We start from the raw sequence: 24,049 nt of genomic DNA on the forward strand, positions 1-24,049 counted from the left end.
AAGGAGGACTCATGAACCCCGACCAGTTCGACGGCCGCCCGATCGTCTTCCGCGACGCGACCGTCCTCACCATGGACGACGCTGGCGTCATCGAGGGCGACGTGCTCGTCACCGGCGAGACGATCGCCGAGGTCGGCCGCGACCTCGCGGTGCCCGGCGGCACCGCCGAGATCGACGCCTCCGGCGGCATCCTGATGCCCGGCATGGTCGACACCCACCGGCACATGTGGCAGACCGCGCTGCGCGGGCTGGGCGCCGACTGGACCCTGACGCAGTACTTCGTCTTCTACTACCTCAACTGGGGCAAGATCTTCCGCCCCGAGGACATCCACGCCGGCGACACGCTGTCCGCGATCGAGGCGGTGGACGCGGGCGTCACGACCACGGTGGACTGGTCGCACGGGCTGCGGACGGTGGAGCACGGCGAGGCCGCCGCCGACGCGCTGCGGGCGGCGCCCGGCCGGTTCGTCCTCGCGTACGGGAACCTGCTCGGGGCCCCGTGGGAGTGGACGAACAGCCCGGAGTTCCGCGGCTTCGTCGAGCGGTTCGGCGCGCCGGACGACATGCTCGGCCTGCAGCTCGCCTTCGACGTCACCGGCGACCCGAAGTTCCCGGAGCGGGGGGCGTTCGAGGCCGCACGGGACCTGGGCCTGCGGGTCACCACGCACGCCGGTGTCTGGGGCGCGACCAACGACGACGGCATCCGGCTCATGTGGGAGGGCGGCTTCATGACGCCCGGCACCACCTACGTCCACGCCGCCACCCTCAGCCAGGACTCCTACCAGCGCATCGCCGCCAGCGGCGGGTCCGTGTCGGTGTCGACCGAGAGCGAGCAGAGCGCCGGTCAGGGGTACCCGCCGAGCTGGCAGCTGCGGCGGCACGGCATCCCGGTCTCGCTGTCGATGGACACCAGCGTGTGGTGGAGCGCCGACCTGTTCTCCGCGATGCGGGCCACGCTGTCCGCCGACCGTTCGCGGGAGCACCTGGAGGCGCACGCCCGCGGCGACACCGTCGTGCACAACTCGTTGCGTGCCGAGGAGGTCGTGCGATGGGCCACCATCGGCGGCGCCCGCGCGCTCGGGCTCGACTCGGTGATCGGCAGCGTGACGCCGGGCAAGAAGGCGGACCTCGTCCTGATCAAGAACGACGACGCCCCGGCCCTGTACCCGCTGCTCCACCCGTACGGCACCGTCGTCTACCAGGCGAGCCGCGGCGACGTGCACACCGTGCTGGTCAACGGGCGCGTGGTCAAGCACGAGCACCGTCTCGTCGGCGCCGACCTGGCCGGCGCCAGGGCGGCCGTCGGCCGCACCGTGGAGTACGCCCGGTCCACCATGGGCGAGCAGGCATGGCAGGACAGCCTCACCCCGGAGCTGCCCGCCGCCGAGCGCGTCCCGAACCCCTACACCTACACCGACTTCGACGGCGGCGACGAACGCCACCGCGCCCAGCGGTCGACCTGACCCTCAGCCGAGGATCTCGGCCAGCCGGCTGATGGCCGGGCGGGACCGCAGGTGGAGACGGGCGATGTCGAGCCCCTCGTCGCCGAGGACGACGAGGAGGCTGTGGTCCTGGATCGCGTAGACGACGATGTGGCCGCTCTGGCAGCGGGTGACGACCTCGCGGAGTTCGCCCATGCCGACCTCGTTGCTGGTGCTCTTGCCCAGCCCGAGGGCCGCCGCCGCGAGGGCGGCCAGCGCGTCCGGGCGCACTTTGTCCGTGTCGGACACGACGAGCATGCCGTCGACCGACGCGATCGCGCTGTCTCGCACCCCGACGACCTGCTCGCGCAGGGCGTGCAGCTCGGCGAGCACCGCTTCCTTGTTCATCCCCTGTCCTGCTTTCGCCGAGCCTAGAGGTCGACTTCGCTCTCGATGCGGCGCAGGCTGTGCCGGGCGAGCGCCAGGTTGGCGCGGGAGCGGTCGAGGGCGAGGTAGAAGAACAGCTGGCTGCCGCCGCGGTTGAGCAGCCTGATCACGTGGTACTGCTGGTCGAGCGTGATCAGGATGTCCTCGATCGACTCCGTGATGCCCAGGGACTCGAGCGTACGGGCCTTGGCGCGGACGACCTCGGTGTTGCCCGCGGCGGCCACCTCCAGGTCGAGTTCGCGGCCGCCGCCGCTGACGCCGAGCGTCATGCCGCTCTCATAGTCGACCAGTGCGGCGCCGAGGGCCCCGTCGATCGCCATGGCTTCCTTGAGCGCGGTTTCGATATTCATCGAGCCTCCCACCCCGTGAGCCGCCTGACCGAGCTTCCCCGTGACCGAAACACCTTTTGTGACACCGGTCGGCAGGCGTGATGTATCTGAGGAGAAAGGTACCGGGCCGGATGGCGATATGTCGGGCATTCGCCGCGACGAGGGCCGTTTGACATGTGACCTGACCGGAGGTTCCTGAAGAGGTGCCATTCGGTTGACCGAAGTTACGGCGGGGATGTGCCGGATTTCGGTCGCACACCTGGCATGATGACTTAGCCGAAATACCCCATAACGTCCCTGAACTCCCGTTCCGATGGATGGCCGACGTGACAGAACCCGTTTCGCGAACCGAGCCGCCGAGCGGAGCCGCGGTGTCCTTCCCCAGGTCGGGCATTCTCACCACGGCTCTCACACGAAGAGGACGAGAACGCTTCTCCGGCACCCTCCGGCTCGACGGCGGCCAGGGCGGCGAGGTGGTCATGCGGGACGGCGCGGTCCTCGCGGCCTCCACCCCGGTCGCGCCGGGGATCGAGTCGCTGCTCCTGCGCTCCGGCCGGATCTCCGAGGCCGACTGGAGCGAGGTGTTCACCGCCGCGGCCCCGTACGGCCGGCTGGCGGAGGAACTGGTCGAGCGCGGGCTGCTCGGCGCGGCGGCCGTCGAGGTGCTCACGCAGACCGCCGTCTTCGACGCGATCTTCGCGATCGCCCTGGGCGGCGTCACCTCCTGCACCGCCCGGCCCGCGCGGCCCGGTGACCTGCCGCCTCTGCTGCCCGCCGAACCCGGCCTGGACACCGGGCGGATCGTACGGGAGACCCACCGCCGGCTGGAGGTGGTCGCCGGCTGGCGGCCGTTCGGCCTGACGATCCACACGCGGCCGGCGCCCGCGGAGACCCGGCGGAACCCGGTGCTCGCGCCGGGCCGCGCCGCGATCCTCGCCACCGCCGACGGGCGGGCCAGCGCGCGCGACATCGCCTTCACCCTCGGCCGCGGCCTCTACTCCGTGCTCTCGGACCTGGCCATCCTGCTCAAGGACGGCCTGATCACCGTCGACCCGCCGGGCGGAGCCCGGTCCCAGGAGGAGTCCGCCCAGGTCGGCGCGGTACGACTCGACGAGATCCCGATCGGCGAGCTGCCGATCGGTGAGCTGCGGGAGGACTCGTCGCCGGAGGCACTGCTGGAGCCGGCCCCGTCCGCCGAGACCGCCGCCGAGCTCCCGCGCCGCCGCCGCGCCGACGCCGACGCCGAGGAGGACGTCTAGGCCAGGCGTGCCCGCCGGGTCTGCAGGAAGGCTCGTTCGGTGTCGTTGGTCGCCAGGCTGATCGCCTCGTCGTAGGCGGCGAGGGCGTCGGCGGTGCGGCCGAGGCGGGTGAGCAGGTCCGCGCGGGCCGCGGGCAGCAGGTGGTAGCCCGGCAGGTCCAGTTCATCGATGATGGCCAGCGCCGGCGCGGGTCCGTGCACTTCGGCGACGGCGACCGCGCGGTTGAGCGCGACGATCGGGGTCGGGACGTGCTGTACCAGCTGGTCGTACAGCGCCAGCACCTGCGTCCAGTCGGTCGCCGGCCCGTCGGTGTGCACGGCGTTGATGGCGGCCTGCAACTGGTACGCCCCCGGTTGCCCACGGCGCAGGCACCGCCGTACCAGCTCATGCCCCTCGGCGATCAGCTTCCGGTTCCACAGCGACCGGTCCTGCTCGGCGAGCACCACCAGCTCGCCCGCGGGCCCCACCCGCGCCGGGCGCCGGGCTTCGGTGAGCAGGAGCAGCGCCAGCAGCCCGATCACCTCCGGCTCGTCGGGCATCAGCTCGGCGAGCGCCCTCGCCAGGCGAATGGCCTCCAGGCACAGGTCCGTCCGCAGCAGCTCCCCCGACGTGGACGCGTATCCCTCGTTGAAGACCAGGTAGAGCACGGTGAGTACGGGCGCGAGCCGATCGGGGAGTTCGGCGCCCTCGGGCACGCGGTAGGGGATGGCGGCGTCGCGGATCTTCTTCTTCGCGCGGACGATCCGCTGGGAGATGGTCGCCTCCGGCACCAGGTAGGCCCGTGCGATCTCTCCCACCTCCAGCCCGCCCAGCAGGCGCAGCGTGAGCGCGGTCTGGGCGAGCGGGGACAGGGCCGGGTGGCAACAGGTGAAGATCATGCGGAGCTGGTCGTCGCGCACCGGTCCCACCTCCTGTGGTTCGTCGGGTTGGTGCAGCAGCAGCGCTTGAGCGTGGCGGGCCTGGCGAGTGGACTCGCGGCGCAGGCGGTCGATCGCCCGGTTGCGGGCGGTGGTCACGATCCACGCGCCGGGATTGGGCGGCGGCTGGTCCCACTTCTGCAGGGCCACCGCGAACGCGTCCTGGACGGCCTCCTCGGCGAGCCCGATGTCACCGAGGACGCGCGTCAGCGTGGCCACGCACCGGCCGTACTCCGTCCGGTAGAGGGTCTCCAGATCCATTCGTGCTCAGGCCTGCGAGTACTCGTCGAACGGGCGCACCTCGATCGGGGCCTCGCAGGCGAGTGCGCATTTGTCGGCCCAGGCCAGCGCCTGGTCCAGATCCTCGACGCGGATCACCCAGAACCCGGCGAGCTGTTCCTTCGTTTCGGCGAACGGGCCGTCGGTCATCGTGGTCGTGCCGTTGCCGGGGCGGACGACCGTGGTGGCGTGTGAGGACACCAGGCCACCGGCGAACACCCAGGCACCGGCGGACCGCATCTCGTCGTTGACCTTGCCCGTCCGGGTCATCTGCTCCTTGAACTCCCGGTCGGACGGCGCCGGCGCGCTCTCGTCGAGCTGGACGGCGAGCAGGTACTGCTTCATGGTGAACTCCTTCGACTTGTGGTGGCGAGTGCGGGTCGCGCGGTCGGGGTGGGTGCGGGGTTCCCGGGCGTGGCGCCGGGGCGGAGCCAGCGGGCGGCGAGCAGGGCGGCGAGGGCGGCGCAGGCGGCGGCGGTGAGATAGGCGGCATGGTAGCCGCTGGTGAGCGCGTCCAGGTGGGGGTGCCCGGCGGCGGTCAGCCGGTCGGTGCGTCCGGTGGCGACGTTGGCCAGGACGGCGAGGCCGAGCGCGCCGCCGAGCATGATCGAGGTGTTGACGATGCCGGATGCCAGACCGGACTCATCCGGTGGCAGGTCGCCGATGGCGGCCAGCAGGAGCGGGGACATGGCCGTTCCGGCGCCGGCGCCGAGCAGGATGCCGCCGGGCAGCACGTCCACGGCGAAGTGGCCCGCGACGGGCGCGTGGCCCAGCAGGGCCAGGCCGGCGGCGACGAGCAGGAGCCCGGCCACCAGCGGCGGCCTGGTGCCGAAGCGGGCGACCAGCCGGGCCGAGGCGCCGGCGGACACGCCGGCCATGAGCAGGTTCGAGGGCAGGAACGCCAGCCCGGTCTGGAGCGCGCTGTAGCCGAGGACCTGCTGCAGGTACAACGTGGTGAGGAAGAAGTTGGCGAACATGGCGGCGGTCCACAGCAGGCCGATGACGCCGGCGGCGGTCAGGTTGCGCTGCCGGAGCAGCCGCAGCGGCACCAGCGGGGCGGCGGTGCGGGACTCGACTGCGACGAACGCCGCGAGCAGCACCGCGACGGCGGCCAGCAGGCCGATGGTGCGGCTCGAGGTCCAGCCGGTCTGGCCGACGCCGTTGATGGCGTAGACGGCCAGTAGCATCCCGGCGGTCACCAGGGCCGCGCCGACCACGTCCAGCCGGCCGCGTCGCCGGACCGGGCCGGTGGGCAGCACGCGCAGTGAGGCGAGGAGGACCGCGGCGCCGATCGGGACGTTGACCCAGAAGATCCATTGCCAGGACAGCAGGCCGGTCAGGACACCGCCGGCCAGCACCCCGATGCTGGCGCCGCCGGCGTTGATCAATCCGAACAGACCCATTGCCTTGGCCCGCCCGGCCGGTTCGGGGAACAGCGAGACCACCAGCGAGAGCGCGACGGCGGAGGCGATCGCCCCGGCCAGCCCCTGCACCGCACGCGCGGCCAGCAGGAATCCCTGTGCGGGAGCCAGGCCGCAGGCGAGTGAGGCCAAGGTGAAGACGCCGACGGCCGCGGCGAACAGCCGCCGGTGACCGAACAGGTCGCCCAGCCGCCCGCCCAGCACCAGGAACCCGCCGTAGGTGAGCAGGTAGGCGTTCACCACCCACGCCAGCGACGCCTGGCTGAAGCCCAGATCATGCTGGATCGCGGGCAGGGCGACACCCACGATCGTGGTGTCCAGCACGTTCATCAGCGATCCCGCACACACCACCGCCAGCGCCACCCAGCGGACCCGATTCGCTTTCGTCATTGTCTTGTTCCGTTCTGTCTCGGCCCGGTGCGATCGGTGTCTCAGGAGGCCAGGAATCCCTGGACGTCCAGGGTGATGTCGATCTTGTCCGCGATGATGATCTTGGCGCCGTCGGCGACCAGGCCGAAGGTGACGCCGAAGTCGCGGCGGCTGATGGTCGCCTGAGCCGAGAATCCGATCCGCGGCTCGCCCTGGAGCCCGGTCGGGTCGGAGCCGAGGAACTCGACCTCGAGGTCCACCGCCCGGGTGACATCGCGGATCGTCAGCTCACCCGACAGCACCCAGGAGCCGGCCACCCGGCGCAGTGCCTGACTGACGAACCTCATCTGCGGGTACCGCTCGACGTCGAAGAAATCGGGCGACCGCAGGTGATCGTCGCGCATCTGGTTGCCGGTGTTGACCGAGGCGGTCCCGATCACGGCCGTGACGGTCGAGCGGGCGGGGTCGGGGTCGGTGACGATCTGCCCGCTGACCTCGGCGAATGTTCCGCGTACCCGGCTCATCAGGTGGCGCGCCGAAAAGCTCACCGCGGTGTGGGCGGGGTCGATGGTCCAGGTTCCCGCGGTCCAGCCGTCGGGCGTCTGCGAGTGGGCGCTGGTGGTGTCGGTGGTCATGGGAGTTCTCCTTTATGTCGCAGGTGGGCGTTCAGACGCGGGATGCCGGTGCGGCGAGCTCGGCCAGGTGGTACAGCGAGTTGGTGAGGTGCTCAGGGCCGAACGGCGGGAACCGGATGCCGCGATCCCGGATGTACTGCGGCACCGCCGACCAGTCGTACGTGAGCGTGACCGCGGTCTCGGACGGACCGGTCGGCGTCAGGTCGTACCGCCAGATCCAGCCGCCGAACTCCAGCCGGCCGTCGCTCTGCTCCGTCCCCGTCATCCAGCCGATGGCGCGCGGCGGGTCGAGTACCTCGACCTTGTTGACCACCTGGTAGTCGCCGTCGGAGTGGTCGGAGTGATACATGTCCATCCGGAAGATCTGCCCGACCTCGGTCAGCGGCGCCCGGTCGGCGGGTGCCTGAACCCAGCCGGTGCCGTCGATCGCGGCATGGGTCGTCGGGTCCGCCAGCACCGCGAACACTCTCGCGGCGGGCACGGCGAAGGTCAGGGTGGCGCTCACGCTCTCCTGGTTCACGGTGGGCACGCTCCTTCTCATCTCAGGCGGCGAGGCGGCGGGTGATGGCCGGGATCACGATCGCGGCGGCGGCCAGGTGCGTCAGCATCAGCAGCGCCTTCGTGGCCGCGGACGCGTCCGCGAGCACGTCCGGCACCAGCGACAACGCGGTGAGCACGATCGTGGTGCGGACGAACACCGTGCGCGGACGGCGGGCCATGCGGGCCAGGACCAGGGCCAGCACCAGGCCCACCACGGAGAAGATCGCGGTCAGCACGGCGAACCCGGACACCGGGATCGGCGCGCCGCCGACGGCCAGGCTGATCCCGGCGGCCTTACCCGCCGCCGCGATGGCGGAGGTCGCCACGGCGGCGAGGGCCGCCGCGGTCAGACCCCCGGCGATCAGCGACTTCGCGGGAACGGGAACGGCGGTGGTGGTGACGGACATCGTGAGCCTCCGGTGTGTCGCGACCGGCTCCTTGCCGGCCTCTCACCCTGGCTACGAACGGAGTCGACGCCATTCGACATCACCGCGAAAAAAATCTGAGGACGTGTTCGCCCGGCCCGGCGAACATCGGTTGACGCCGCATTAGTGCGCGCTGTCCGGGTACGTGTGGGCGGCATCAGCGAACGCGAACCTCGAAGGGCGTCAACGATGAGCCACGAGACCACCCGGACGGGCGGCGCCGGCGAACGCGAGCAGCTCGTCGCCGGGATCGAACAGAACCGCCAGGAGCTGGCCAAGACCGTGCAGGCGCTGGCCGCGAAGGTGGACGTGCCCAAACGCGTACGGGGCAGCGCCGCGCGGATGCGCGAGCGCGCACGGGAGAAGGTCACCGCTTCGCTCGGCCGGGCCGAAGAGAACATCCCCGAGCCCGCGCGCCAGGCGGCGGACACCGCGGGAAGACGGCCCGCCCTGGTGTACGGCGCGGCCGGCCTCTGCGCCGCGGCCGCCCTGCTGGCGCTGAGCAGGAGGAAGCGGTCATGAGCGAATGGAGCGAGCGAACCGACAAGCACGTATTCCTGGCCACCCCTCCGACGAAGGAGACATCATGAGCAAGGGGAACTCGATGTCGCGGTCGGCCTCGGCGGCGCTCGGCATCGCCGGCGGCCTGATCGCCGGTGTGATCTTCAAGCAGACCTGGCGGCTGATCGCCCGCGACGATGACACCCCCGACGCGGGCGACCTGGAGCGAAGCTGGGCCGAGGTGCTCATCGCCGCGACCCTGCAGGGCGCGATCAGCGGAGCGGTCAAGGCCGCGCTGAACCGCGGTTACCTCCTGCACAGCCAGAACTACGACGACGCCGAATGAGCGAGCGCGGCGAGCGAATCGAAGAACACGCGCGCATGGTCTCTCCTCCGACGAAGGAGGGCCCATGAGCGAGCGAAGCGAGCGAATCAAAAACACGCGCGACGGGATCGCCCTTCCGACGAAGGAGGGCTCATGAGCACGGACGCCACGGACGCGCCACGGAGCCCGACCGACCTGCCCGGCCGCTCGTGGTGGGCCGCGGTCCGGCGGTCGGTGGGGGAGTTCCGGCGAGACAACGTCACCGACTGGGCCGCCGCCCTCACCTACTACAGCGTGCTGTCCATCTTCCCGGCGATGCTCGTGGTCGTCTCCATCGTCGGCCTGGCCGGGAAATCGGTGTCGCAGTCGCTGATCACCAACGTCGGCCAGCTCGCGCCCGGGCAGGTCCGGCAGATCCTCGTGAACGCCATCACCGAGTTGCAGCGGGGACCCGGCGGCGCCGGGATCGTCGCGGTCGTGAGCCTGGCGGCGGCGATCTGGTCCGCCTCCGGGTACGTCGCGGCGTTCATGCGCGCCGCCAACGCCATCTACGACGTCGAAGAGGGACGCCCGATCTACAAGACCCTGCCGCTCCGCGTCGTCATCACGCTCACGACGCTGGTCCTGCTGTCGGCGTGCGCCGTCGCGGTGGTGGTGTCCGGGCCGGTCGCCCAGCGCGTCGGCGCGATGGTCGGCGCCGGGCCGGCGGCCATCACGATCTTCGGCATCGTGAAATGGCCGGCGCTGCTGCTCGTCGCCGGGATGCTGTTCGCCCTGCTGTACTGGGCGGGGCCGAACGCCAAGCAGGGGTTCCGCTGGGTCACCCCCGGCGGCCTCTTCGCCGTCGTCATCTGGCTGGTCGTCTCGGCCGGTTTCGCGTTCTACGTCGCGAACTTCGGGTCGTACAACAAGACGTACGGAAGCCTCGCCGGTCTGATCATCTTCCTGGTCTGGATCTGGATGTCGAACATCGCCATCCTGCTCGGCGCCGAACTCAACGCCGAGCTCGAACGCGGACGCGCGATCGCCGGGGGCCTGCCGAAGACGGAGGAACCGTACGTCGAGCTGCGCGACACCCGTGCCCTGGACGACGATGACGACTCGTAGGAGCGGCCGGCGGCAGGTTCGGTAGCCTCGGCGCGTGGTCGGCCGAGCGAGCACCCATCAGATCGAGACGCGCGGCGACCGGGTGACCAAACGCTTCGTCTCCGCCGGTCGCGGTGAGGCCGAACGCGAGTGGCGCGCGCTGCGGCTGCTGGCCGAACACTCGCCCGGCCTGGCGCCCCGGCCGATCGACGCCGACCTCGCCGCGCGGCCCCCGTACGTGGTGATGTCGCGCCTGGCGGGAACTCCGCTGCGCGGCATGACCACCACGCGCCGGCACACGGCCGCGATGGCGCGCGCGATCGGAGCGCTGCACGAGGCGGTCCCGCGATCGGTCGTGGCCGGTCTGCCGCCGGCCTCGTGGAACCCGGCGGCGGCCGTGGCCAAGGCTCGGGCCCTGCGGGAGAGCCGACCGGACCTCGGTGCGGATCCCACGGTCGCCGGAGCGTACGCGGCGGGGGCGAAGTGGCTCGACGGCCTCGACACCGGCCGTCTCCTGGGCATCGACACACCCGTGCTCGGGCTCGCCGACGGCAACCTGGCGAACTACCTGTGGGACGGCGAGCGGGTACGGCTGGTCGACTTCGAGGACTCCGGCCGCAGCGACCGCGCCTTCGAACTCGCCGAAGTCGCCGAACACATCTCCGCCCGGACCCCCGGCACGTTCGACGCCACCGCGCTGCTCGGAGAATTCGACCTTCCGGGTGCCGTCGCCCGCCGGGTCCGCGAGTTCCGTCGAGTGTTCGCCTACTCCTGGATGCTCATGCTCGGCCCCGGCGGTCCCGCCCGCGACCGGAACCCGCCCGGCACCCTGGAGCGCCAGGCCGGTCGTCTCCTCGACCTGCTGGGATGAACAACCCGAAATTCACACGGCGTAACGGGTGTCCGGGACATCGGTGATGAACATGTGGCCGGGCGCGTGCGTGATGGCGAACGGCGGGCGGGACGCCATGATGGCGGCCTGTGGAGTGACCCCGCACGCCCAGAAGACCGGCACCTCGCCCGGCCGGATCTCGACCGGGTCGCCGAAGTCCGGCGTGCCGAGGTCGGTGATGCCCAGGCCGGCCGGGTCGCCGATGTGCACCGGCGCGCCGTGCACGGACGGGAACCGGCCCGAGATCCGTACCGCCTCGGCCACCCGGTCGGCCGGGATCGGCCGCATGGAGACGACCAGCGGCCCGTGGATCCGGCCCGCCGGACGGCACTCGACGCTGGTCCGGTACATCGGCACGTTGGTGCCCGCGGTGATGTGCCGGACCTCGATGCCGGCCGCGAGCAGCGGCGTCTCGAAGGTGAAGCTGCAGCCGATGAGGAAGGTCACCAGGTCGTCGCGCCAGTGGTCGCGGATGTCGGCGGTCTCCTCGGCCAGTTCGCCGTCGCGCCAGATCCGGTAGGCGGGGAAGTCGGTGCGCAGGTCCGCGTCGGGCGCCAGGACGGTGCGCGGGCTGCCGGCGTCGGAGACGTCGAGCACCGGGCAGGGCCGCGGGTTGCGCTGGGAGAACAGCAGCACCTCGTAGGCGTACTCGCTCGGTACGATGATCGTGTTCGCCTGCGTGAAGCCGGGCGCCCAGCCCGCGGTGGGAGTGACCAGCCCCTCGCGGAACAGCCGGCGTGCCTCGGCCGGGTCGGCGGGCGGCGTGGATCGGGTCGTCAACGCGGGTACCCCCTGTGCGCATCAGCCGGAAGATTACGGGTCACTGGCAAAAACCATACTAAGTCAATAGGGTAGCTGTCGTTAGACGTCAGACCTTTTCTGGCGAACCCTGCGGTGAGGAGGACTGCCATGGCGACGGATCTGCCCTCGGTCTGGATACAGGACCTGACGTGGGAAGAGGTCGCCTCCTATCTGGAGCGCGACCGGATCGCGATCGTGCCGATCGGCGCGACCGAGGAGCACGGTCCCGCCGGTGTCCTCGGCGTCGACTCGTACGTGGCGATCACCCTGGCCGAGGACGCGGCGCAGCGGGCGCGCGTCGTCGTGACGCCGCCGATCTGGTTCGGCGACTCGGTCCATCACGCCGGCTTCCCCGGCACGATCTCGGTACGGCCCGAGACGCTCACGCTGCTGGTCCGCGACGTCGCGCGCAGCCTCGCCCGGCACGGCTTCGACCGGATCATCCTGCTCAACGGGCACAAGGGCTCGAACCTCGCCGCGCTGCACACCGCCGCCCGCGTCCTCCACGACGAGGAGCTGCCCCAGGTGCTCTTCGTCATCGCCGACCCGCTGCACCTGGCCCGGTCGGCCGCGCCGGAGATCAAGGACACCAACGAGCACCACGCCGGCGAGCTGGAGCTGTCGCACGTCCACTACCGCTACCCCGGCAAGATCCGCATGGACCGGCTGACCGACGCGCACGTGGACTTCGACGAGGTCTTCGGCGGGTTCGTCGGCGACGACCTGTTCGGCAAGGCGCCCGACGGCGTCGAGATCGTCTGGTCCGGCGACGAGCAGCGCGCCTTCACCCCGACCGGCTCCTTCAGCTCCTCGCTGGGCGTCACCGAGGAGAAGGGGCAGCGCTACCACGACCACATCGTCGCCCGCCTCGTCGAGCTGATCGAGTGGCTGCGCCGCTACGACGGCCCGATCGGCCGCCGCGACGCCGGGAAGGACGCATGAACCTCCCGGTCGAGCGCATCACGGCCGACAGCTACCGGCAGGTCAAGGCGCGGCTGCGGGAGCTCATCGCCCGGCTCGGCGCGGAGGGCACCCTCCGGCTGCCCGCCGAGGAGCGGCTGGCCGCCTCGCTCGGCGTGAGCCGCGCGACCGTACGCTCGGCGCTGCAGTCCCTCCAGAAGGAGGGCCGGATCCGCCGCCTCCACGGCGCCGGCACCTTCATCAACCGGCACGTCCTCGGCGTCACCGCGAACCTCGCCGAGGCCGGCGCGTTCGTCGATCTACTGGCGGACGCCGGGTACGAGGCGGGCCAGCGCGTCTCCGGGCGCGCGACCGAGCTGTCCGAGGACGTCGCCACCGCGCTGGAACTGCCGGCCGGCGAGCCGGCCTGGGAGGTCGAGCGCGTCTTCACCGCCGACGGGCGGCCCGCCGTCTACAGCGTCGACCACGTGCCGGCCCGGCTGCTGCGCTACCCGTCCTCCACCCCGGAGGCGATGGACTCGACGTTCAGCTTCATCGAGACGCACGTCGGCCGGCCGGTCTGCTACTCGGTCGCGCGGGTACGGCCGTTACTGCCCCCGCCGCACGTCCGTGCCGCGCTGGAGATCGAGGCGGACCACCCGCTGCTGTTCCTGCGCCACCTCCACGTGCACGCCGACGAAAGCCCGCTCGCGGTCACCGTCGCCTACGTCAACGACGACTACCTGAGCTTCAGCGTGATCCGCGGCTATCTCGACCAATGAAAGACGAAAGGCCCCCGTCCATGACCGAGCGAAGCGAGGGAGTCGGAAGCGCGGCCCGGTGGTCACTCTCCCCGACGAAGGAGGATTCATGACCGTGAAGGTGGACATTCGCGTTCCCGTCGGCCGTCCCCTGCGTGAGGTGGCCGACTTCATCGCACGCTGTGAGGACGCCGGGTTCAACGGCGTGGGCGTGCACGACCACCACCACACCGGACGGGACGTGTACGTGGCGCTCGCCCTGGCCGCGGAGCGGACGAGCCGCCTCACGCTGTACCCGGCGACCTCCAACGCCGTCACCCGGCACCCGCTCGTGCTCGCCGCGTTGAGCAACTCGGTCGCCGAGCTCGCCCCGGGCCGGTTCCTGCTCTCCCTCGCGCCCGGCTTCCTGTCGGTCGAGCGGGCCGGCGAGCCGCAGGCGCGGCGCGCGCATCTCCGCGAGACCGTGCGCACCGTACGGTTTCTGCTCCGCGGCGAGAGCACGCCGCTGGGCGCCCGCGAGACCGTCCTCACCCACCCGGTCACGCCGCCGCCGGAGGTGTTCGTGCTGGCCGCCGGGCCGCGCATGCTGGAACTCGCGGGTGAGGTCGCCGACGGCGTGATGATGTTCGTCGGGCTGCACCCGGACGCGGTCCGCGTCGCCCGGGAGCACGTCGCGACGGGCGCACGCCGCGCCGGCCGCGACCCGGCGTCCATCAAGGAGATCTTCATCGTGACGACGGCGGTCGGCCCGTTCGAGGAGGTACGCGAGTGGCCGCGCCGCGAGTTCCGCGAGGGTCAGTCGTTCCTCACCTACCCGAGCAAGGCGAACCTGCGCTGGCTGCGGGAGGCGGGCATCGACCTGGCCGACGACCACCGGCCGGGCGACATCCCGCCGGAGCTCGCGACGGAGATCTGCGACGCGTTCGGCCTGTTCGGACCGGCCGAGTACTGCGCCGAGCGGCTGCTGCGGGCCCGGGAGGAGATCGGACGCGGCGATGACCTCCACGTCTTCTTCTTCCCGGCCCACACGTTCGCGTCCGGCTACGACCTGCCCGAGAAGGACGTCGCCGCGTTCGCCGAGACGATCGGACCCCGCCTCGCGGGTTCCTAGGCGGCCGCCGGGGTGTAGTGGCGTGCCTCGTCGCCCTCGATGACGTAGCTCTCCTTGCCGTCCACGCCGACCGGGGTGTTGCCGGCGACGGTGACGCGGTGCAGGCGGCGCGGCTGGTCGCCGTAGTCGTCCGGTGCGTAGTGCTGGGTGATGCGGTTGTCGAAGACGACCAGGTCGCCGGGGTTCCACACGACGCGCAGGATGTTCTCCGGGCGGGTGACGTACGCCTGGAGGATGCGCAGGATGTCGCGTGACTCGCTGCCGTTCAACCCGACGACGCGCTGCGCGAACCCGCCGATGAACAGGCCGCGCTCGCCCGTCTCCGGGTGCACGCGGACGACGGGGTGGCCGGTCCGGTAGCGCGTCGAGACGAACACCTGGCGGTACTCCGCCGCCTTCTCGGGGTTCACGCGCGGCAGCGCGTAGTCGTAGTCGTTGGTGTGCACCGCCCACAGCCGGTCGGCGAACTCCCGCAGCTCCGCGGGCAGGTCCCGGTAGGCCGCCGCGGAGTTGGCGATCAGGGTGTTCCCGCCGTACGGGGGGACGACGAGGGCGCGCAGCGTGCTCACCTTCGGCGGCGTCCGTACGAACGTCACGTCGGTGTGCCACTGGTTGGAGCGGATGCCCTCCTCGCCGTCGACGGGGAGGATGTTCGGCTGCCCTTCCACCGACGGCACGGTCGGATGCGCGGTGGTGAGCGCGCCGAACCGCGACGCGAAGTCGATCTGTTCCTCGTCGTCGAGGTCGGCGCCGCGGAAGACCAGCGCCTTGTGTTCCAGCAGCGCGGCGTTGACGGCCTCGAAGACGGACGGGTCCCGCGGGTCGGCGCCGACGACCTCCGCGCCGATCCGCCCGCCGATCCGGTGGATGTCGAGACTGGACATGGGCGTTCCCTTTCTCTGACCGTGCTTCTAACGGCGTGCCGTGGGGTCGACCGCGCGCAACAGCAGGCGCAGCAGTCCGTCGAAGGTGAAGCCGAGTACGGCGATGACGGCGATCCCGCTGAAGATCAGCGGTGTCTGGAGGTAGTTGCCGGCCTGCAGGATGAGGAAGCCCACCCCGCCGGTCGCGGCGATCATCTCGGCGGCGACGATGCTGGTCCACGCCCCGCCCATCGCGATGCGCATGCCGGTGACGACCCCCGGCACGGCCGCGCGGAGCCGTACGTGCAGCATCGTGTGGAAGGAGGACGCGCCGAGGCTGCGGCTGGCGTGGGTGAACTCGTCGGGTACGGCGTCGAGCGCGCCGAGCGTCGCGATCGTGACGACCGGCAGTACGCCGAAGAAGATGAGGGCGATCTTCGACGCCTCGCCGATGCCGAACCACACGACCAGCAACGGGATGAACGCGATCGGCGGCAGCGGCCGCATGACCCCGACGATCGGGTCGGCGAGTTCGCGGATGACGCGGACGCCCGCCATCGCCGCGCCGAGGACCAGGCCCGTCACCGTGCCGAGCGCGAAGCCGGCCAGGATCCGGCCCGTGCTGATCAGCGCGTCCGTCACCAGCGTCTTGCCCTGCACCTGCGGGTACGGCGCCGCCAGGTAGTGCACCAGCTGGCGGACCGTCTCCTGCACGGTGGGCAGGGTGACCGCGTCGTGCACGGCGTAGGCCGCGACCTCCCACACCGCGAGTGCCGCCGCGAGCGCCGCCGTGCCGACGAACAGCCGTCGCCAGGACCGCTGCCGCCGCTCCCGCCTGCGTACGGCGGTGACCGTACGGCTCGGGGCCGTGTCGAGGCTCACCGCTCCAACACCTCCCGGATCCGGCGCTTGGCCGTGACGAACGCGAGCGTCTCGGTGTCGTCGTAGGTACGCGGCCGGGGCAGGTCGATGTCGAGGACCGCCTTGGTACGCCCCGGGCGGCCGGACAGCACCGACACCCGGTCGCCGAGCAGCGTCGCCTCCTCGACGTCGTGGGTGACGAAGACGATTGTGGTGCGCCGCCGTTGCCAGAGTTCGAGCAGGAACCGCTGCATGCCGGCTCGGGTGATCGCGTCGAGCGCGCCGAACGGCTCGTCCATGAGCAGTACGCGTGGATGGTTGATCAGCACCCGGGCGAACGCCGCGCGGTGCCGCATCCCGCCGGACAGCTCGTGCGGGTAGGCGTCGGCGAACTCGGCCAGCCCGACCGTCTCCAGCAGTTCGGCGGCCTCCTCGCGCACGTCCGGGGTGAGGGCGCGGCGGGCGCGCGGGCCGTAGAGGACGTTCTGCCGGGTGGTCAGCCACGGGAAGAGCGTCGGCGTCTGGAACAGCACACCGCGATCCGGGCCGGGGCCCGTGACCGGACGGCCGTCGACGAGTACCTCGCCGGTGTCGGCCTCGGTGAAGCCGGCCAGGATGCTCAGCAGTGTCGACTTGCCGCAGCCGGAGGGGCCGACCAGGCACAGGAACTCCCCGGCGGCGATGTCCAGGCTCACTCCCTCCAGCGCGGTCGTCTCGCGCCGCCGCTTGCGGAAGGTCTTGCCGACGTCGCGGAGCCGCACCGCCGCGGGCTTGTCGGCGACCGGTTCCTCGACGACCTGGGCACTTCTCTCGGTCATGAGCCCTCCTTCGTCGGGAGGAGACCGGGCGGACCGTGTTGGTCGATTCGCTCGCTTCGCTCACTCATGTGCACCCGCCCGACTGCGCCTTCGCCCAGAAGGAGGGGGCGATGTGCGCGGCGATCTGATCGATCGGCGGCACCGTCTTCGCCCGGCCCTGGGTGACCAGGAACTGCGCGGTGAGCTGGAAGTTCTTGGCGAGCCTGCCGGAGGCGGCGTGGCCGTCCGCGCCCTGGAGCCAGCCGGTCTCCTCGCTCTGCGGCACGTACGGGTAGTCGCTGGTGGCCGCGATCGCGTCGGCCGGCCTCACACCGAGGAACCGGGTGGCGGCGGTGACGTACTTGGCGGCCTGTGGGCCCTTGACCAGCGTCTGCGCCCTGGACACCTGGCAGACGAGTTGCTGCACGACGGCCGGGTCCCGTTTCGCGTACGCCTTGTCGACGGCGAGCATGTTGACCGCCGCGTACCCGAGGCGGGCGACGTCGGCCGCGGTCGTCAGGACACGGGCGTCGTGCTTCTTCAGGTCGATCAGGTAGGCCTGGCTGATGTAGACCGCGTCGATCTTCCCGGACTTCCAGGCGGCGGCCTCGGCGGCCTCGCTGGCGAAGCTGGCGACCTGCACCCTGCCGGTCAGCCTCTGCGCGGTGAGCCAGCCGCGGAGCTGGAAGTCGAGCGTGGAGCCGACGAGCACGCCGACCTTCTTCAGGTCGGCGGGTGACTTGATCTTGTCGTTCACGGCGAGCCCGGACTCGTCGATGCTCTCGACGAACACGACCTCGACGTCGGTGCCGGAGGTGAACGCGCCGACGAACGGCGGGTTGCCGACGCCGGACACCACCGGGAACGCGCCGGCGCGGAGCTGGGCCATCCCGGCGACGCCGCTGTCGATGGGGCGCAGGTGGATCGGCGCCTTGACATGAGAGGCGAGGTCGGGGTCGGCGGCGACCACGGCCTCGGGTCCGGCGACCGCGCCCTGGAAGTAACCGATCTTGAGTGCGGACCCGCGGGAGGCGGCGGAGGCTCCGCATCCGGCGGCGCCGGCCGAGGCGACCAGCGCGGCGGCTCCGGCGAGGAGGGACTTTTTGAGCATGGCGAACTGCGCTCCTAGAACGGGCGTACGGCCCGCGGGGCGGAAGAGAAGGGGGCGTGGGGTCGACGTCAGACGCGACAGCGGGCGGCGGTGACCCGGACGAGGTCGACGTGCCGCCGGCGAATGAGCGCGGGCCGGGCGCGCATATCAGGATGAGAACACGCGTGTCGCAGGGTAGTCAACCATCCCTACCGACTTAATGGGACATCATTCGTGCGGGCGAACACTGGCCGCGGTGAGGTTCCTACGGGCGGATCTGGGTCTTTCGATCGGCCGTGTCGAGGCCGCCATGAGGCTTGGCGCCGCTGCTCGCGAGCACCGTCCCGGTGTCCTGGAACGCTTCACAGGTGGCGCGAATCCTGCCTCGGACGCTCCACTCGTAGCGCACGACGACCCGCCTCAGCTGCCCGTCCAGCCATGCGACGACGTGCGAGGCGAGCTCTTCGGGAATGGGCGAAGAGAATCGGGCGATATCGAGCGGATCGGTATCTTCCATCCGCTCCTCCACCTCGGCCAGCTCTCCGTCCGACCACGCCATGACGGACGTCCCGTCCCGCTTGACGTCGACCCGCAGAGTCGCCAGGACGTCGTCGTCCTTGTCCAGGACGTCGATGAAGACGCGCAATCCGTTGTCGTCCAACCGGGCAATGGTGGCCTCGGGAGGTATCCCGAGTGACGACCATTCGTCGCCGGCCTGCCGAACGGCGCGCAGAACGGCGGAAAGCATCGGATCTCTCGGCTCGCGGTCTTCTACCTCTTCGAACCAGTCCCACTCTTCTTCGTTGTTCACCAGTCTCTCCTCGCGCTCGGGCTCACATGTCGAAAACTCCGGAACCTCCGCTTTCGAAGGCCCCTTTGAACTTCGTCCCGGGAGGGAACTGACTTGGACGGTACTTGGCCTGGCAGTGACGGCATATCGCGATCTGTGAATTCAGCCGCGCGAGGCGCCGGCGAGTGGCCTTCGAGAAGAGGACCTCATTCGGATCGCCGCCCAGTTGGCGCACTACGTCATCCTCGGCGCACCCTACCGGATTCGAGCTTCTCCCGAACGCCGTCCGGCCGGTTCGGACGTTGACACCGCCGATCACGGCGAGTCGTTCCTTCTTCTTCGGTAGTGACCTTATTCCGTCATCGCGAGCTCGTTCGGCCAGGTCGAAAAAGCGGCTCCGCTCGGACTCGGTGAGTGCGTGCTCCGGCCCGTGCGTTAAGCGCTTGAAGATTCGTTTGGGCTCTTGTGGGAGCTCGTGGACGAGTTGCTTTGTCTTCTTGAAAAGGGCCGTCACCGGCTCGAATAGTCCTAGACCTTCGACCGCCTTCAAGCCCATCAGTCGTGTGACATTCTTCGCGGGAACCTATTTCATCCTGTGGCGGAGGGGTGCCGGCCCACAGCGTACGGGTCGCGAGTCGCGCCGGTGTTCGGCAGCGGGCGGCCGGTGCTGGCGGCAGTGCCGTTTGCCCGCACTGTCCGTTACAGGAGCACCGGCCGGGCTCGTCCGGTCGACAACCAGAGCACTGAGGAATTCGTGATGGCTATTGCGCCGGCCCTCGTCGTAGCGGGACACCCGGGTGTCGCGAGCAGGCTCCGGAACACCGGACGGTTCCCGTTCGTGTTCGATGTCGCCTCCGCCTCGGAGCTCCGGGAGCTCTCCGGGAGCGGCAGGGTGGGTTCTCCGGTCACGTTCGTGTTCGCGCCGGGGTTCGCCGAGGACGTCCCTGGCGCGGAGGTCGCCGTACTGGCCAACGGCCTGGTCCGCAACGGGCACACCGTCCTTGTCCACGTGTCCTTCACCGAACGCGGCGACGTCTTCGACCCGAAGGTGGTCCTGGTCGCGAAGCGGCTGAACGTGGCGGAGCTGCTGGTGGCACTCGGCGCCGCCGAGCCGGAGCCTCAGCTGGAGCTCCAGCCCGAGCCGCCGCCGGAGCCATGGACGGTTCCCGGAGCACCACCCGCCCAGGCGATCCCCGCACCGGTTCCCGCGGCACCTCGCAGACAGGGCACGGTCATCGCGATCACCTCGGCGAAGGGCGGGGCCGGCAAGACGAGCACGACCGTGAACCTCGCGATGCACGCGGCGAGGCTGCTTCAGAGCGCGGGCCGCGCGGGGTCCGCCGTGCTGGTCGACGTCAACCTGGAGCGGGCCGATGTGGCGCGTTTCCTCAACCTCAAATCGCCGACCGTCCTGGACCTGCTCCAGGCGCCCTGGTCGCCTGCGGCGGACACGGTGCGCCAGAGCCTCACGAGCATCTCCGAGATCGGCCTCTACGCGCTGCTCGCCCCGCAGGACGTCGTCAGCGTCGATCGCTCCAGGATCGACTCGCTGTACCGCCGGATCCTCCCCGTGCTGCGCCAGACGTTCGACTTCGTCTTCATCGACACGCCGGTCGCCGAAACGAACCACCGGACGTTCCTCGACCTGGTCCTCCCCGAGGCCGACGTCATCCTGGTGCCGGTCGAGCCCGACAGGGTGGCGCTGGAGGCCATCGGCTCCTGGCTGTCGGCCCTCGTCACGCCGCAGCAGCAGGGGGGCGGCGGGGTTCCTCCCGAGAAGGTCTTCGTGATCCTCAACCGGGCGAGGCCCGACGTGGAGTGCGGACCGAAGGAGGTCATGGACCGACTGGGCGGCTGGCGTTTCGCCGGCCTGATCCCCGAGGACGAGGGATGGATGCGGGCGGTGAACACGCCCCAGCCGGCGAGCGTGCGCCCGGGACCGGACCTTGAGAGGACGCTCCGGGGAATCCTGGCCGCCATCAGCGATGACCCCGCGTTCGCCATGCCGGCGGGGGACCGGTCGATCATGCCGTTGACGAGCCGCTGGAAGAAGTTGCTTCCCCTGAAGCCGAGGTAGCCGAGAGCCCGCCGGTCGCTTTTCTTCGCGCCGCGTAGTTGACGATCGCAGCGACTCTCGGACGGTCCACACCATAACACTGACCTGCTCTTTTGCCCTTACAGAGGAGGGTGTAGTGATGCAAGCTGCGGACGTCGCCCGGCCGCACCGGGCATCTGGTGCGGAAGCCGCGCCGGCTGTGGCGGCGCACTCCCCTCAGCACGGAGGGTATGCCGGCGGACCGTTCCAGGCGCAGGCGGTCGTACCGGCACGTCTGGCACCACCGCCCACGAGTCCGCTGGGGCTGGCCGGTTACCGTGGCGCCGGTCCGGACCTCTGGTTCTCGTCGTGCCATGGGGGAGCCGGCGTCTCCACGTTGACGGCCCTCATCCCCCGCAGCATGAGCGCTGGACGGTACTGGCCGATGCCCGTGCCCCCGGTGTCGGCCCGGGTGCTTCTCGTCGCGCGTAGCCACGCCGCCGGGCTCTGCGCGGCTCAGGCCGCCGCCCGGCAGTGGGCCGCGGGTGTGCTGCCGAACGTCCGGCTGCTCGGGCTGGTCGTGGTCGCCGACGCTCCCGGAAAACGCCCTAAACCACTCAGCGATCTGGTGCGGCTGATCTCCGGAGGCGTGCCTCGACTCTGGGAACTGCCGTGGGTGGAGGCATTGCGCATCGGCGACCCCCCGGACCAGGCCAGGCTGCCATCCGCCTACTCACGACTGGCCAACGACCTACACCACATAGTTTCCGAGGATGCACATGTTTAATGTGATGGTTCCGTGGGCGAGTGACATCTTGCTGAGCGTGCCACACCACGCTCGAGTCGCCACGCATGTGCCCTTCACCGAGGCCGCGCACCACATCCTGGCCGACGGGAACATCCCCGACCCCGGCTCGCCGGAAACGCCGCCGGGATCTACCAAAATCCTCACAGGATTGAGATGGATGAAATGGGTCGGGTACCTGACGTGCGTGGGAGCATTCATAGGACTTGGCGTTAACATGGCGATTCATCACCGCCGGAGTGAAGGGGGGCGCCACCTCACAGGGATGGGCTGGGTCTTCCTGGGGGTCATCTTCATCGGATCCTCAACGGCATTCGTCTCCACCATCGCCGGCCTCAAATAATGAGGACGATGCGGCGCGCGTGCCGATCGGTCAGGTTTGCCGCCCTGGCCATCGCAATAGGGGCGATCAGCGTCACTGTCTCCGCGCAGCGTTACTCCCCGGAAGAATCCCGGACGTCCGTTCGAGACATACAGCTTGCCGCCGCCGTGGAAACCGACAGCCCATGCCGTGAGAGTAACCCGTTCGTCGACTCTTGTTCCTCAACCGTGTCGACTGTGGCAACAAAGAAGAAAACTAGCTGGTGCAAGGATTTCATGCCCGGGATTCTGTCTGGTATTTGCCCGGACGATGACAAGAAGTCGGCTCCGGACCCGAAAGACGAGCACGTCCCCTCCCCGCCCATCACCCCGCCACCCGCCGATCCGATACCGACGAACATGCCCCGTCCGTCGGAACAGCAGCCCCCCTCGACGATCGCCAGTCCGGTACTGACGGTCGTCAGCTGGGTGTCCTGGTTCGTCTATGCCCTGGTCGTCGGTTCGATCATCTGGCTCGGCCTGCGCATGGCGGTCACCTACCGAACGGGCGAGGGGGGCGGCCATCTGCGGGTGGCGGGCCTGCTGTTCCTCTGCTGCGTCATGCTGGCCGTCGCACCATCCATCGTCCGCGCCGCTCTGTAGCAGCCGATCACCGGCTCGCCTTTCCCGGTAAAGAAGCTGACTGATTATGCTCCTCGATCAAACGATCAAACTTTTCACTCTTCTCGCCCGCTGGCTCACAGAGCAGGTCGCGGCGGCTTCGGTCACCTTCTTGCGTTACCTTTTGGCGTGGTGGATCAACGTGCCGACCCCTGGGCTCAGTGACCAGAAAGGCAGCGTGCTCGTCTTCCTGCGGGACAGCACTGGATGGCTGACCATGGTTTCGGCCATCGTCGGACTTATCGTCGCGGCCGGCAGAGTGGCCATCCAACGTAAGGGTGAGGCCTTCCGGGAAGCATTTTCTCAACTTTTCGTTTTGGTCATCATCGTGTTCACGCTTGCCGCTGGAATCAACCTCTTCTCTCTGGCGGGAGATGCATACTCCACGTGGATCCTGAACGAGGCGGTGCACAGCAAGCCGGACAGCTGGTGGAACAACTGGGCGGATGGCACCTCGAATATCGACTTCGGAGGCACCGGCGCCTGGCTCCTCATACTCTTCACCGGAACCGCGTCGATCATCGCGTCCCTCATCCAGTTCATGCTGATGTTCTTCAGGAACGCGGGCCTGGTGCTCATCGTCGCAGTACTCCCGGTGGCGGCGGCCTCCAGGTTCAGCCCGTACGGAGATAATGCCTACAGAAGGCTCCTCATCTGGTTGATATCGTTCGAGTTGTTCAAGCCCGTGGCCGCGACGATCTACGCCGGGGCCCTGCGCATGCTGATGTCCGCATATTTTGTGGATCAGTTGATGGGCATGTTCCTCTGTATCGGCGCGGTGGTGGCGCTGCCCGCGACCATGCGCGCGGTCGATTCTCAGGTCACGCGGGCCAACAACATCGGTGACGGTACCGGAACCGCCCTGCGTAGAATCGGTCACTTCGTATTCGGCAGCACCGCGCTCAACGTCGGCAAAGGCGCCAGTATTCTCCGGCCCGCCGGGCTTGCCGCGGGGAGCGGTGGTGCCCGACCCGGGGGTGGCTCACCACCTCCGGGCAACCGTCCCGGCCCCAGTCAGACCAACGGCAACCCTCCGAGCCCGCCGAGCCCTCCAGGTCCCAACGGCCCTACCGGCCCTTCGGGTCCCAACGGGCCTACGGGCTCCCCGACCCCCAAGGGACCGCAAGGCGGCCAGAATCCCCCAGGTGGTGCACCAGGTTCCCCTGCGGGCAGCCCGTCAGCCCCTTCTCCCGTTACCCCTACGGGTGCTCCTTCGAATGCGGCTCCCAGCGCGCCGCCATCTACAGACCCCCCACCACCCCCGAGCACGCCCTCGTCGCCGGCTCCGCCGTCGCCTTCCGCCAACCGCGCCGGCACGCCCAGCGGCGCCACCACCTCCAGGCCTGTGAACCCTCGGCCGGCCCCTCCGCGCGGTCCTTCCGGCAGCAGCGTCGTATAGGAATTGAGG

The 24,049-nt window shown here is 70.1% G+C and carries 28 protein-coding genes; 13 read left to right on the forward strand and 15 right to left on the reverse strand.

Annotated elements, in window-relative coordinates; translation table 11 throughout:
* The first annotated feature begins 11 nt into the window (after window positions 1–11).
* Complete coding sequence (locus ACQEV1_RS04215) at window positions 12–1,463, forward strand: amidohydrolase family protein (protein WP_285633449.1); 1,452 nt, start codon at window positions 12–14, stop codon at window positions 1,461–1,463.
* Window positions 1,464–1,466: 3 nt separating this feature from the next.
* Here the strand turns inward: ACQEV1_RS04215 and ACQEV1_RS04220 are convergent, their stop codons facing one another.
* Together ACQEV1_RS04220 and ACQEV1_RS04225 are read right to left on the reverse strand one after the other, a co-directional pair.
* Window positions 1,467–1,829 (reverse strand): roadblock/LC7 domain-containing protein, encoded by a 363-nt coding sequence (locus ACQEV1_RS04220; protein WP_433391399.1) that lies wholly within the window; start codon window positions 1,827–1,829, stop codon window positions 1,467–1,469.
* 23 nt (window positions 1,830–1,852) lie between these two features.
* Window positions 1,853–2,218: a hypothetical protein gene (locus tag ACQEV1_RS04225; protein ID WP_285574969.1), complete on the reverse strand. Its 366-nt coding sequence runs from the start codon at window positions 2,216–2,218 to the stop codon at window positions 1,853–1,855.
* A gap of 305 nt (window positions 2,219–2,523) precedes the next feature.
* Between ACQEV1_RS04225 and ACQEV1_RS04230 the strand changes: the two genes are divergently transcribed.
* Entirely contained in the window at window positions 2,524–3,456 is a 933-nt protein-coding gene (locus tag ACQEV1_RS04230; protein WP_433391402.1) for a hypothetical protein, read from the forward strand.
* Here the strand turns inward: ACQEV1_RS04230 and ACQEV1_RS04235 are convergent.
* The 6 genes from ACQEV1_RS04235 to ACQEV1_RS04260 are packed head-to-tail and all read right to left on the reverse strand — an operon-like array spanning window position 3,453 to window position 8,024.
* A complete protein-coding gene (locus tag ACQEV1_RS04235) occupies window positions 3,453–4,634 on the reverse strand; it encodes an RNA polymerase sigma factor (protein ID WP_433391405.1) in 1,182 nt (393 codons plus the stop codon). The two genes, ACQEV1_RS04230 and ACQEV1_RS04235, sit on opposite strands and share 4 nt — an antisense overlap.
* A 6-nt stretch (window positions 4,635–4,640) precedes the next feature.
* Complete coding sequence (locus tag ACQEV1_RS04240) at window positions 4,641–4,997, reverse strand: YciI family protein (RefSeq protein WP_433391408.1); 357 nt, start codon at window positions 4,995–4,997, stop codon at window positions 4,641–4,643.
* A complete protein-coding gene (locus ACQEV1_RS04245; protein WP_433391411.1) occupies window positions 4,994–6,463 on the reverse strand; it encodes a DHA2 family efflux MFS transporter permease subunit in 1,470 nt (489 codons plus the stop codon). The genes ACQEV1_RS04240 and ACQEV1_RS04245 overlap by 4 nt, the downstream gene beginning before the upstream one ends.
* Before the next feature lie 41 nt (window positions 6,464–6,504).
* Window positions 6,505–7,077 (reverse strand): YceI family protein, encoded by a 573-nt coding sequence (locus tag ACQEV1_RS04250; RefSeq protein ID WP_433391414.1) that lies wholly within the window; start codon window positions 7,075–7,077, stop codon window positions 6,505–6,507.
* Between the two features lie 31 nt (window positions 7,078–7,108).
* Entirely contained in the window at window positions 7,109–7,597 is a 489-nt protein-coding gene (locus ACQEV1_RS04255) for an SRPBCC domain-containing protein (protein ID WP_433391417.1), read from the reverse strand.
* Between the two features lie 22 nt (window positions 7,598–7,619).
* On the reverse strand, window positions 7,620–8,024 hold the full coding sequence (locus tag ACQEV1_RS04260; protein ID WP_433391420.1) for a DUF6069 family protein: 405 nt from the start codon (window positions 8,022–8,024) through the stop codon (window positions 7,620–7,622).
* Window positions 8,025–8,231: 207 nt separating this feature from the next.
* On the opposite strand from ACQEV1_RS04260, the gene ACQEV1_RS04265 reads away from it, so the two are divergent.
* The 4 genes from ACQEV1_RS04265 to ACQEV1_RS04280 all read left to right on the forward strand — a co-directional run bounded on the left by ACQEV1_RS04265 (window position 8,232) and on the right by ACQEV1_RS04280 (window position 10,825).
* The gene (locus ACQEV1_RS04265; RefSeq protein WP_433391422.1) at window positions 8,232–8,564 is read left to right on the forward strand and encodes a DUF3618 domain-containing protein; all 333 of its coding nucleotides are present in this window, start codon (window positions 8,232–8,234) and stop codon (window positions 8,562–8,564) included.
* A gap of 64 nt (window positions 8,565–8,628) precedes the next feature.
* Window positions 8,629–8,889: a DUF4235 domain-containing protein gene (locus ACQEV1_RS04270; RefSeq protein WP_433391425.1), complete on the forward strand. Its 261-nt coding sequence runs from the start codon at window positions 8,629–8,631 to the stop codon at window positions 8,887–8,889.
* 132 nt (window positions 8,890–9,021) lie between these two features.
* Window positions 9,022–9,975, forward strand: a complete 954-nt coding sequence (locus tag ACQEV1_RS04275) for a YihY/virulence factor BrkB family protein (RefSeq protein WP_285633424.1) — start codon at window positions 9,022–9,024, stop codon at window positions 9,973–9,975.
* A gap of 34 nt (window positions 9,976–10,009) precedes the next feature.
* Entirely contained in the window at window positions 10,010–10,825 is an 816-nt protein-coding gene (locus ACQEV1_RS04280; protein WP_433391428.1) for an aminoglycoside phosphotransferase family protein, read from the forward strand.
* Window positions 10,826–10,837: 12 nt separating this feature from the next.
* On the opposite strand, the gene ACQEV1_RS04285 is transcribed toward ACQEV1_RS04280, so the two are convergent.
* Complete coding sequence (locus ACQEV1_RS04285) at window positions 10,838–11,626, reverse strand: putative hydro-lyase (RefSeq protein ID WP_433391431.1); 789 nt, start codon at window positions 11,624–11,626, stop codon at window positions 10,838–10,840.
* Between the two features lie 129 nt (window positions 11,627–11,755).
* On the opposite strand from ACQEV1_RS04285, the gene ACQEV1_RS04290 reads away from it, so the two are divergent.
* The 3 genes from ACQEV1_RS04290 to ACQEV1_RS04300 all read left to right on the forward strand — a co-directional run bounded on the left by ACQEV1_RS04290 (window position 11,756) and on the right by ACQEV1_RS04300 (window position 14,419).
* Window positions 11,756–12,589: a creatininase family protein gene (locus tag ACQEV1_RS04290; RefSeq protein WP_433391434.1), complete on the forward strand. Its 834-nt coding sequence runs from the start codon at window positions 11,756–11,758 to the stop codon at window positions 12,587–12,589.
* On the forward strand, window positions 12,586–13,329 hold the full coding sequence (locus ACQEV1_RS04295) for a GntR family transcriptional regulator (RefSeq protein WP_433391437.1): 744 nt from the start codon (window positions 12,586–12,588) through the stop codon (window positions 13,327–13,329). The genes ACQEV1_RS04290 and ACQEV1_RS04295 overlap by 4 nt, the downstream gene beginning before the upstream one ends.
* Window positions 13,330–13,417: 88 nt before the next feature.
* Window positions 13,418–14,419: an LLM class flavin-dependent oxidoreductase gene (locus tag ACQEV1_RS04300; protein ID WP_433391440.1), complete on the forward strand. Its 1,002-nt coding sequence runs from the start codon at window positions 13,418–13,420 to the stop codon at window positions 14,417–14,419.
* Here ACQEV1_RS04300 and ACQEV1_RS04305 read toward each other — a convergent pair.
* The 6 genes from ACQEV1_RS04305 to ACQEV1_RS04330 all read right to left on the reverse strand — a co-directional run bounded on the left by ACQEV1_RS04305 (window position 14,416) and on the right by ACQEV1_RS04330 (window position 19,376).
* Window positions 14,416–15,303 (reverse strand): TauD/TfdA dioxygenase family protein, encoded by an 888-nt coding sequence (locus ACQEV1_RS04305; RefSeq protein ID WP_433391443.1) that lies wholly within the window; start codon window positions 15,301–15,303, stop codon window positions 14,416–14,418. The genes ACQEV1_RS04300 and ACQEV1_RS04305 overlap by 4 nt on opposite strands.
* A gap of 27 nt (window positions 15,304–15,330) precedes the next feature.
* The gene (locus tag ACQEV1_RS04310; RefSeq protein ID WP_285633410.1) at window positions 15,331–16,164 is read right to left on the reverse strand and encodes an ABC transporter permease; all 834 of its coding nucleotides are present in this window, start codon (window positions 16,162–16,164) and stop codon (window positions 15,331–15,333) included.
* Window positions 16,161–16,961 carry an ABC transporter ATP-binding protein gene (locus ACQEV1_RS04315; protein ID WP_433391447.1) on the reverse strand — a complete coding sequence of 267 codons (801 nt, stop codon included), beginning with the start codon at window positions 16,959–16,961 and terminating at the stop codon, window positions 16,161–16,163. Before ACQEV1_RS04315 ends, ACQEV1_RS04310 begins: the two co-directional genes overlap by 4 nt.
* A gap of 64 nt (window positions 16,962–17,025) precedes the next feature.
* Entirely contained in the window at window positions 17,026–18,051 is a 1,026-nt protein-coding gene (locus ACQEV1_RS04320) for an ABC transporter substrate-binding protein (protein WP_433391450.1), read from the reverse strand.
* A gap of 244 nt (window positions 18,052–18,295) precedes the next feature.
* A complete protein-coding gene (locus ACQEV1_RS04325) occupies window positions 18,296–18,841 on the reverse strand; it encodes a hypothetical protein (RefSeq protein WP_433391453.1) in 546 nt (181 codons plus the stop codon).
* A gap of 22 nt (window positions 18,842–18,863) precedes the next feature.
* Window positions 18,864–19,376 (reverse strand): hypothetical protein, encoded by a 513-nt coding sequence (locus ACQEV1_RS04330; RefSeq protein ID WP_433391456.1) that lies wholly within the window; start codon window positions 19,374–19,376, stop codon window positions 18,864–18,866.
* Between the two features lie 282 nt (window positions 19,377–19,658).
* Here ACQEV1_RS04330 and ACQEV1_RS04335 point away from each other — a divergent pair, with 282 nt between their 5' ends.
* The 4 genes from ACQEV1_RS04335 (at window position 19,659) to ACQEV1_RS04350 (ending at window position 24,040) form a co-directional block, all read left to right on the forward strand.
* Complete coding sequence (locus ACQEV1_RS04335) at window positions 19,659–20,897, forward strand: AAA family ATPase (RefSeq protein ID WP_433391459.1); 1,239 nt, start codon at window positions 19,659–19,661, stop codon at window positions 20,895–20,897.
* Between the two features lie 118 nt (window positions 20,898–21,015).
* A complete protein-coding gene (locus ACQEV1_RS04340) occupies window positions 21,016–21,642 on the forward strand; it encodes a DUF6668 family protein (RefSeq protein WP_433391462.1) in 627 nt (208 codons plus the stop codon).
* A 369-nt stretch (window positions 21,643–22,011) separates the two neighbouring features.
* Window positions 22,012–22,623 carry a hypothetical protein gene (locus tag ACQEV1_RS04345; RefSeq protein WP_433391465.1) on the forward strand — a complete coding sequence of 204 codons (612 nt, stop codon included), beginning with the start codon at window positions 22,012–22,014 and terminating at the stop codon, window positions 22,621–22,623.
* A gap of 46 nt (window positions 22,624–22,669) precedes the next feature.
* Entirely contained in the window at window positions 22,670–24,040 is a 1,371-nt protein-coding gene (locus tag ACQEV1_RS04350; protein WP_433391468.1) for a hypothetical protein, read from the forward strand.
* Window positions 24,041–24,049 lie beyond the last annotated feature (9 nt).

The organism is Actinoallomurus sp. CA-142502 (assembly GCF_050936355.1).
Taxonomy (GTDB): Bacteria; Actinomycetota; Actinomycetes; order Streptosporangiales; family Streptosporangiaceae; genus Actinoallomurus; species Actinoallomurus iriomotensis.

What these genes read in the sequence shown, in the direction of transcription:
- ACQEV1_RS04215 (WP_285633449.1), top strand. Translation starts at nt 12, where the DNA reads ATGAACCCCGACCAGTTCGACGGCCGCCCGATCGTCTTCCGCGACGCG.
- ACQEV1_RS04220 (WP_433391399.1), bottom strand. Translation starts at nt 1,829, where the DNA reads ATGAACAAGGAAGCGGTGCTCGCCGAGCTGCACGCCCTGCGCGAGCAG.
- ACQEV1_RS04225 (WP_285574969.1), bottom strand. Translation starts at nt 2,218, where the DNA reads ATGAATATCGAAACCGCGCTCAAGGAAGCCATGGCGATCGACGGGGCC.
- ACQEV1_RS04235 (WP_433391405.1), bottom strand. Translation starts at nt 4,634, where the DNA reads ATGGATCTGGAGACCCTCTACCGGACGGAGTACGGCCGGTGCGTGGCC.
- ACQEV1_RS04240 (WP_433391408.1), bottom strand. Translation starts at nt 4,997, where the DNA reads ATGAAGCAGTACCTGCTCGCCGTCCAGCTCGACGAGAGCGCGCCGGCG.
- ACQEV1_RS04245 (WP_433391411.1), bottom strand. Translation starts at nt 6,463, where the DNA reads ATGACGAAAGCGAATCGGGTCCGCTGGGTGGCGCTGGCGGTGGTGTGT.
- ACQEV1_RS04250 (WP_433391414.1), bottom strand. Translation starts at nt 7,077, where the DNA reads ATGACCACCGACACCACCAGCGCCCACTCGCAGACGCCCGACGGCTGG.
- ACQEV1_RS04260 (WP_433391420.1), bottom strand. Translation starts at nt 8,024, where the DNA reads ATGTCCGTCACCACCACCGCCGTTCCCGTTCCCGCGAAGTCGCTGATC.
- ACQEV1_RS04265 (WP_433391422.1), top strand. Translation starts at nt 8,232, where the DNA reads ATGAGCCACGAGACCACCCGGACGGGCGGCGCCGGCGAACGCGAGCAG.
- ACQEV1_RS04270 (WP_433391425.1), top strand. Translation starts at nt 8,629, where the DNA reads ATGAGCAAGGGGAACTCGATGTCGCGGTCGGCCTCGGCGGCGCTCGGC.
- ACQEV1_RS04275 (WP_285633424.1), top strand. Translation starts at nt 9,022, where the DNA reads ATGAGCACGGACGCCACGGACGCGCCACGGAGCCCGACCGACCTGCCC.
- ACQEV1_RS04290 (WP_433391434.1), top strand. Translation starts at nt 11,756, where the DNA reads ATGGCGACGGATCTGCCCTCGGTCTGGATACAGGACCTGACGTGGGAA.
- ACQEV1_RS04295 (WP_433391437.1), top strand. Translation starts at nt 12,586, where the DNA reads ATGAACCTCCCGGTCGAGCGCATCACGGCCGACAGCTACCGGCAGGTC.
- ACQEV1_RS04300 (WP_433391440.1), top strand. Translation starts at nt 13,418, where the DNA reads ATGACCGTGAAGGTGGACATTCGCGTTCCCGTCGGCCGTCCCCTGCGT.
- ACQEV1_RS04305 (WP_433391443.1), bottom strand. Translation starts at nt 15,303, where the DNA reads ATGTCCAGTCTCGACATCCACCGGATCGGCGGGCGGATCGGCGCGGAG.
- ACQEV1_RS04315 (WP_433391447.1), bottom strand. Translation starts at nt 16,961, where the DNA reads ATGACCGAGAGAAGTGCCCAGGTCGTCGAGGAACCGGTCGCCGACAAG.
- ACQEV1_RS04320 (WP_433391450.1), bottom strand. Translation starts at nt 18,051, where the DNA reads ATGCTCAAAAAGTCCCTCCTCGCCGGAGCCGCCGCGCTGGTCGCCTCG.
- ACQEV1_RS04330 (WP_433391456.1), bottom strand. Translation starts at nt 19,376, where the DNA reads ATGGGCTTGAAGGCGGTCGAAGGTCTAGGACTATTCGAGCCGGTGACG.
- ACQEV1_RS04340 (WP_433391462.1), top strand. Translation starts at nt 21,016, where the DNA reads ATGCAAGCTGCGGACGTCGCCCGGCCGCACCGGGCATCTGGTGCGGAA.
- ACQEV1_RS04345 (WP_433391465.1), top strand. Translation starts at nt 22,012, where the DNA reads ATGCGGCGCGCGTGCCGATCGGTCAGGTTTGCCGCCCTGGCCATCGCA.
- ACQEV1_RS04350 (WP_433391468.1), top strand. Translation starts at nt 22,670, where the DNA reads ATGCTCCTCGATCAAACGATCAAACTTTTCACTCTTCTCGCCCGCTGG.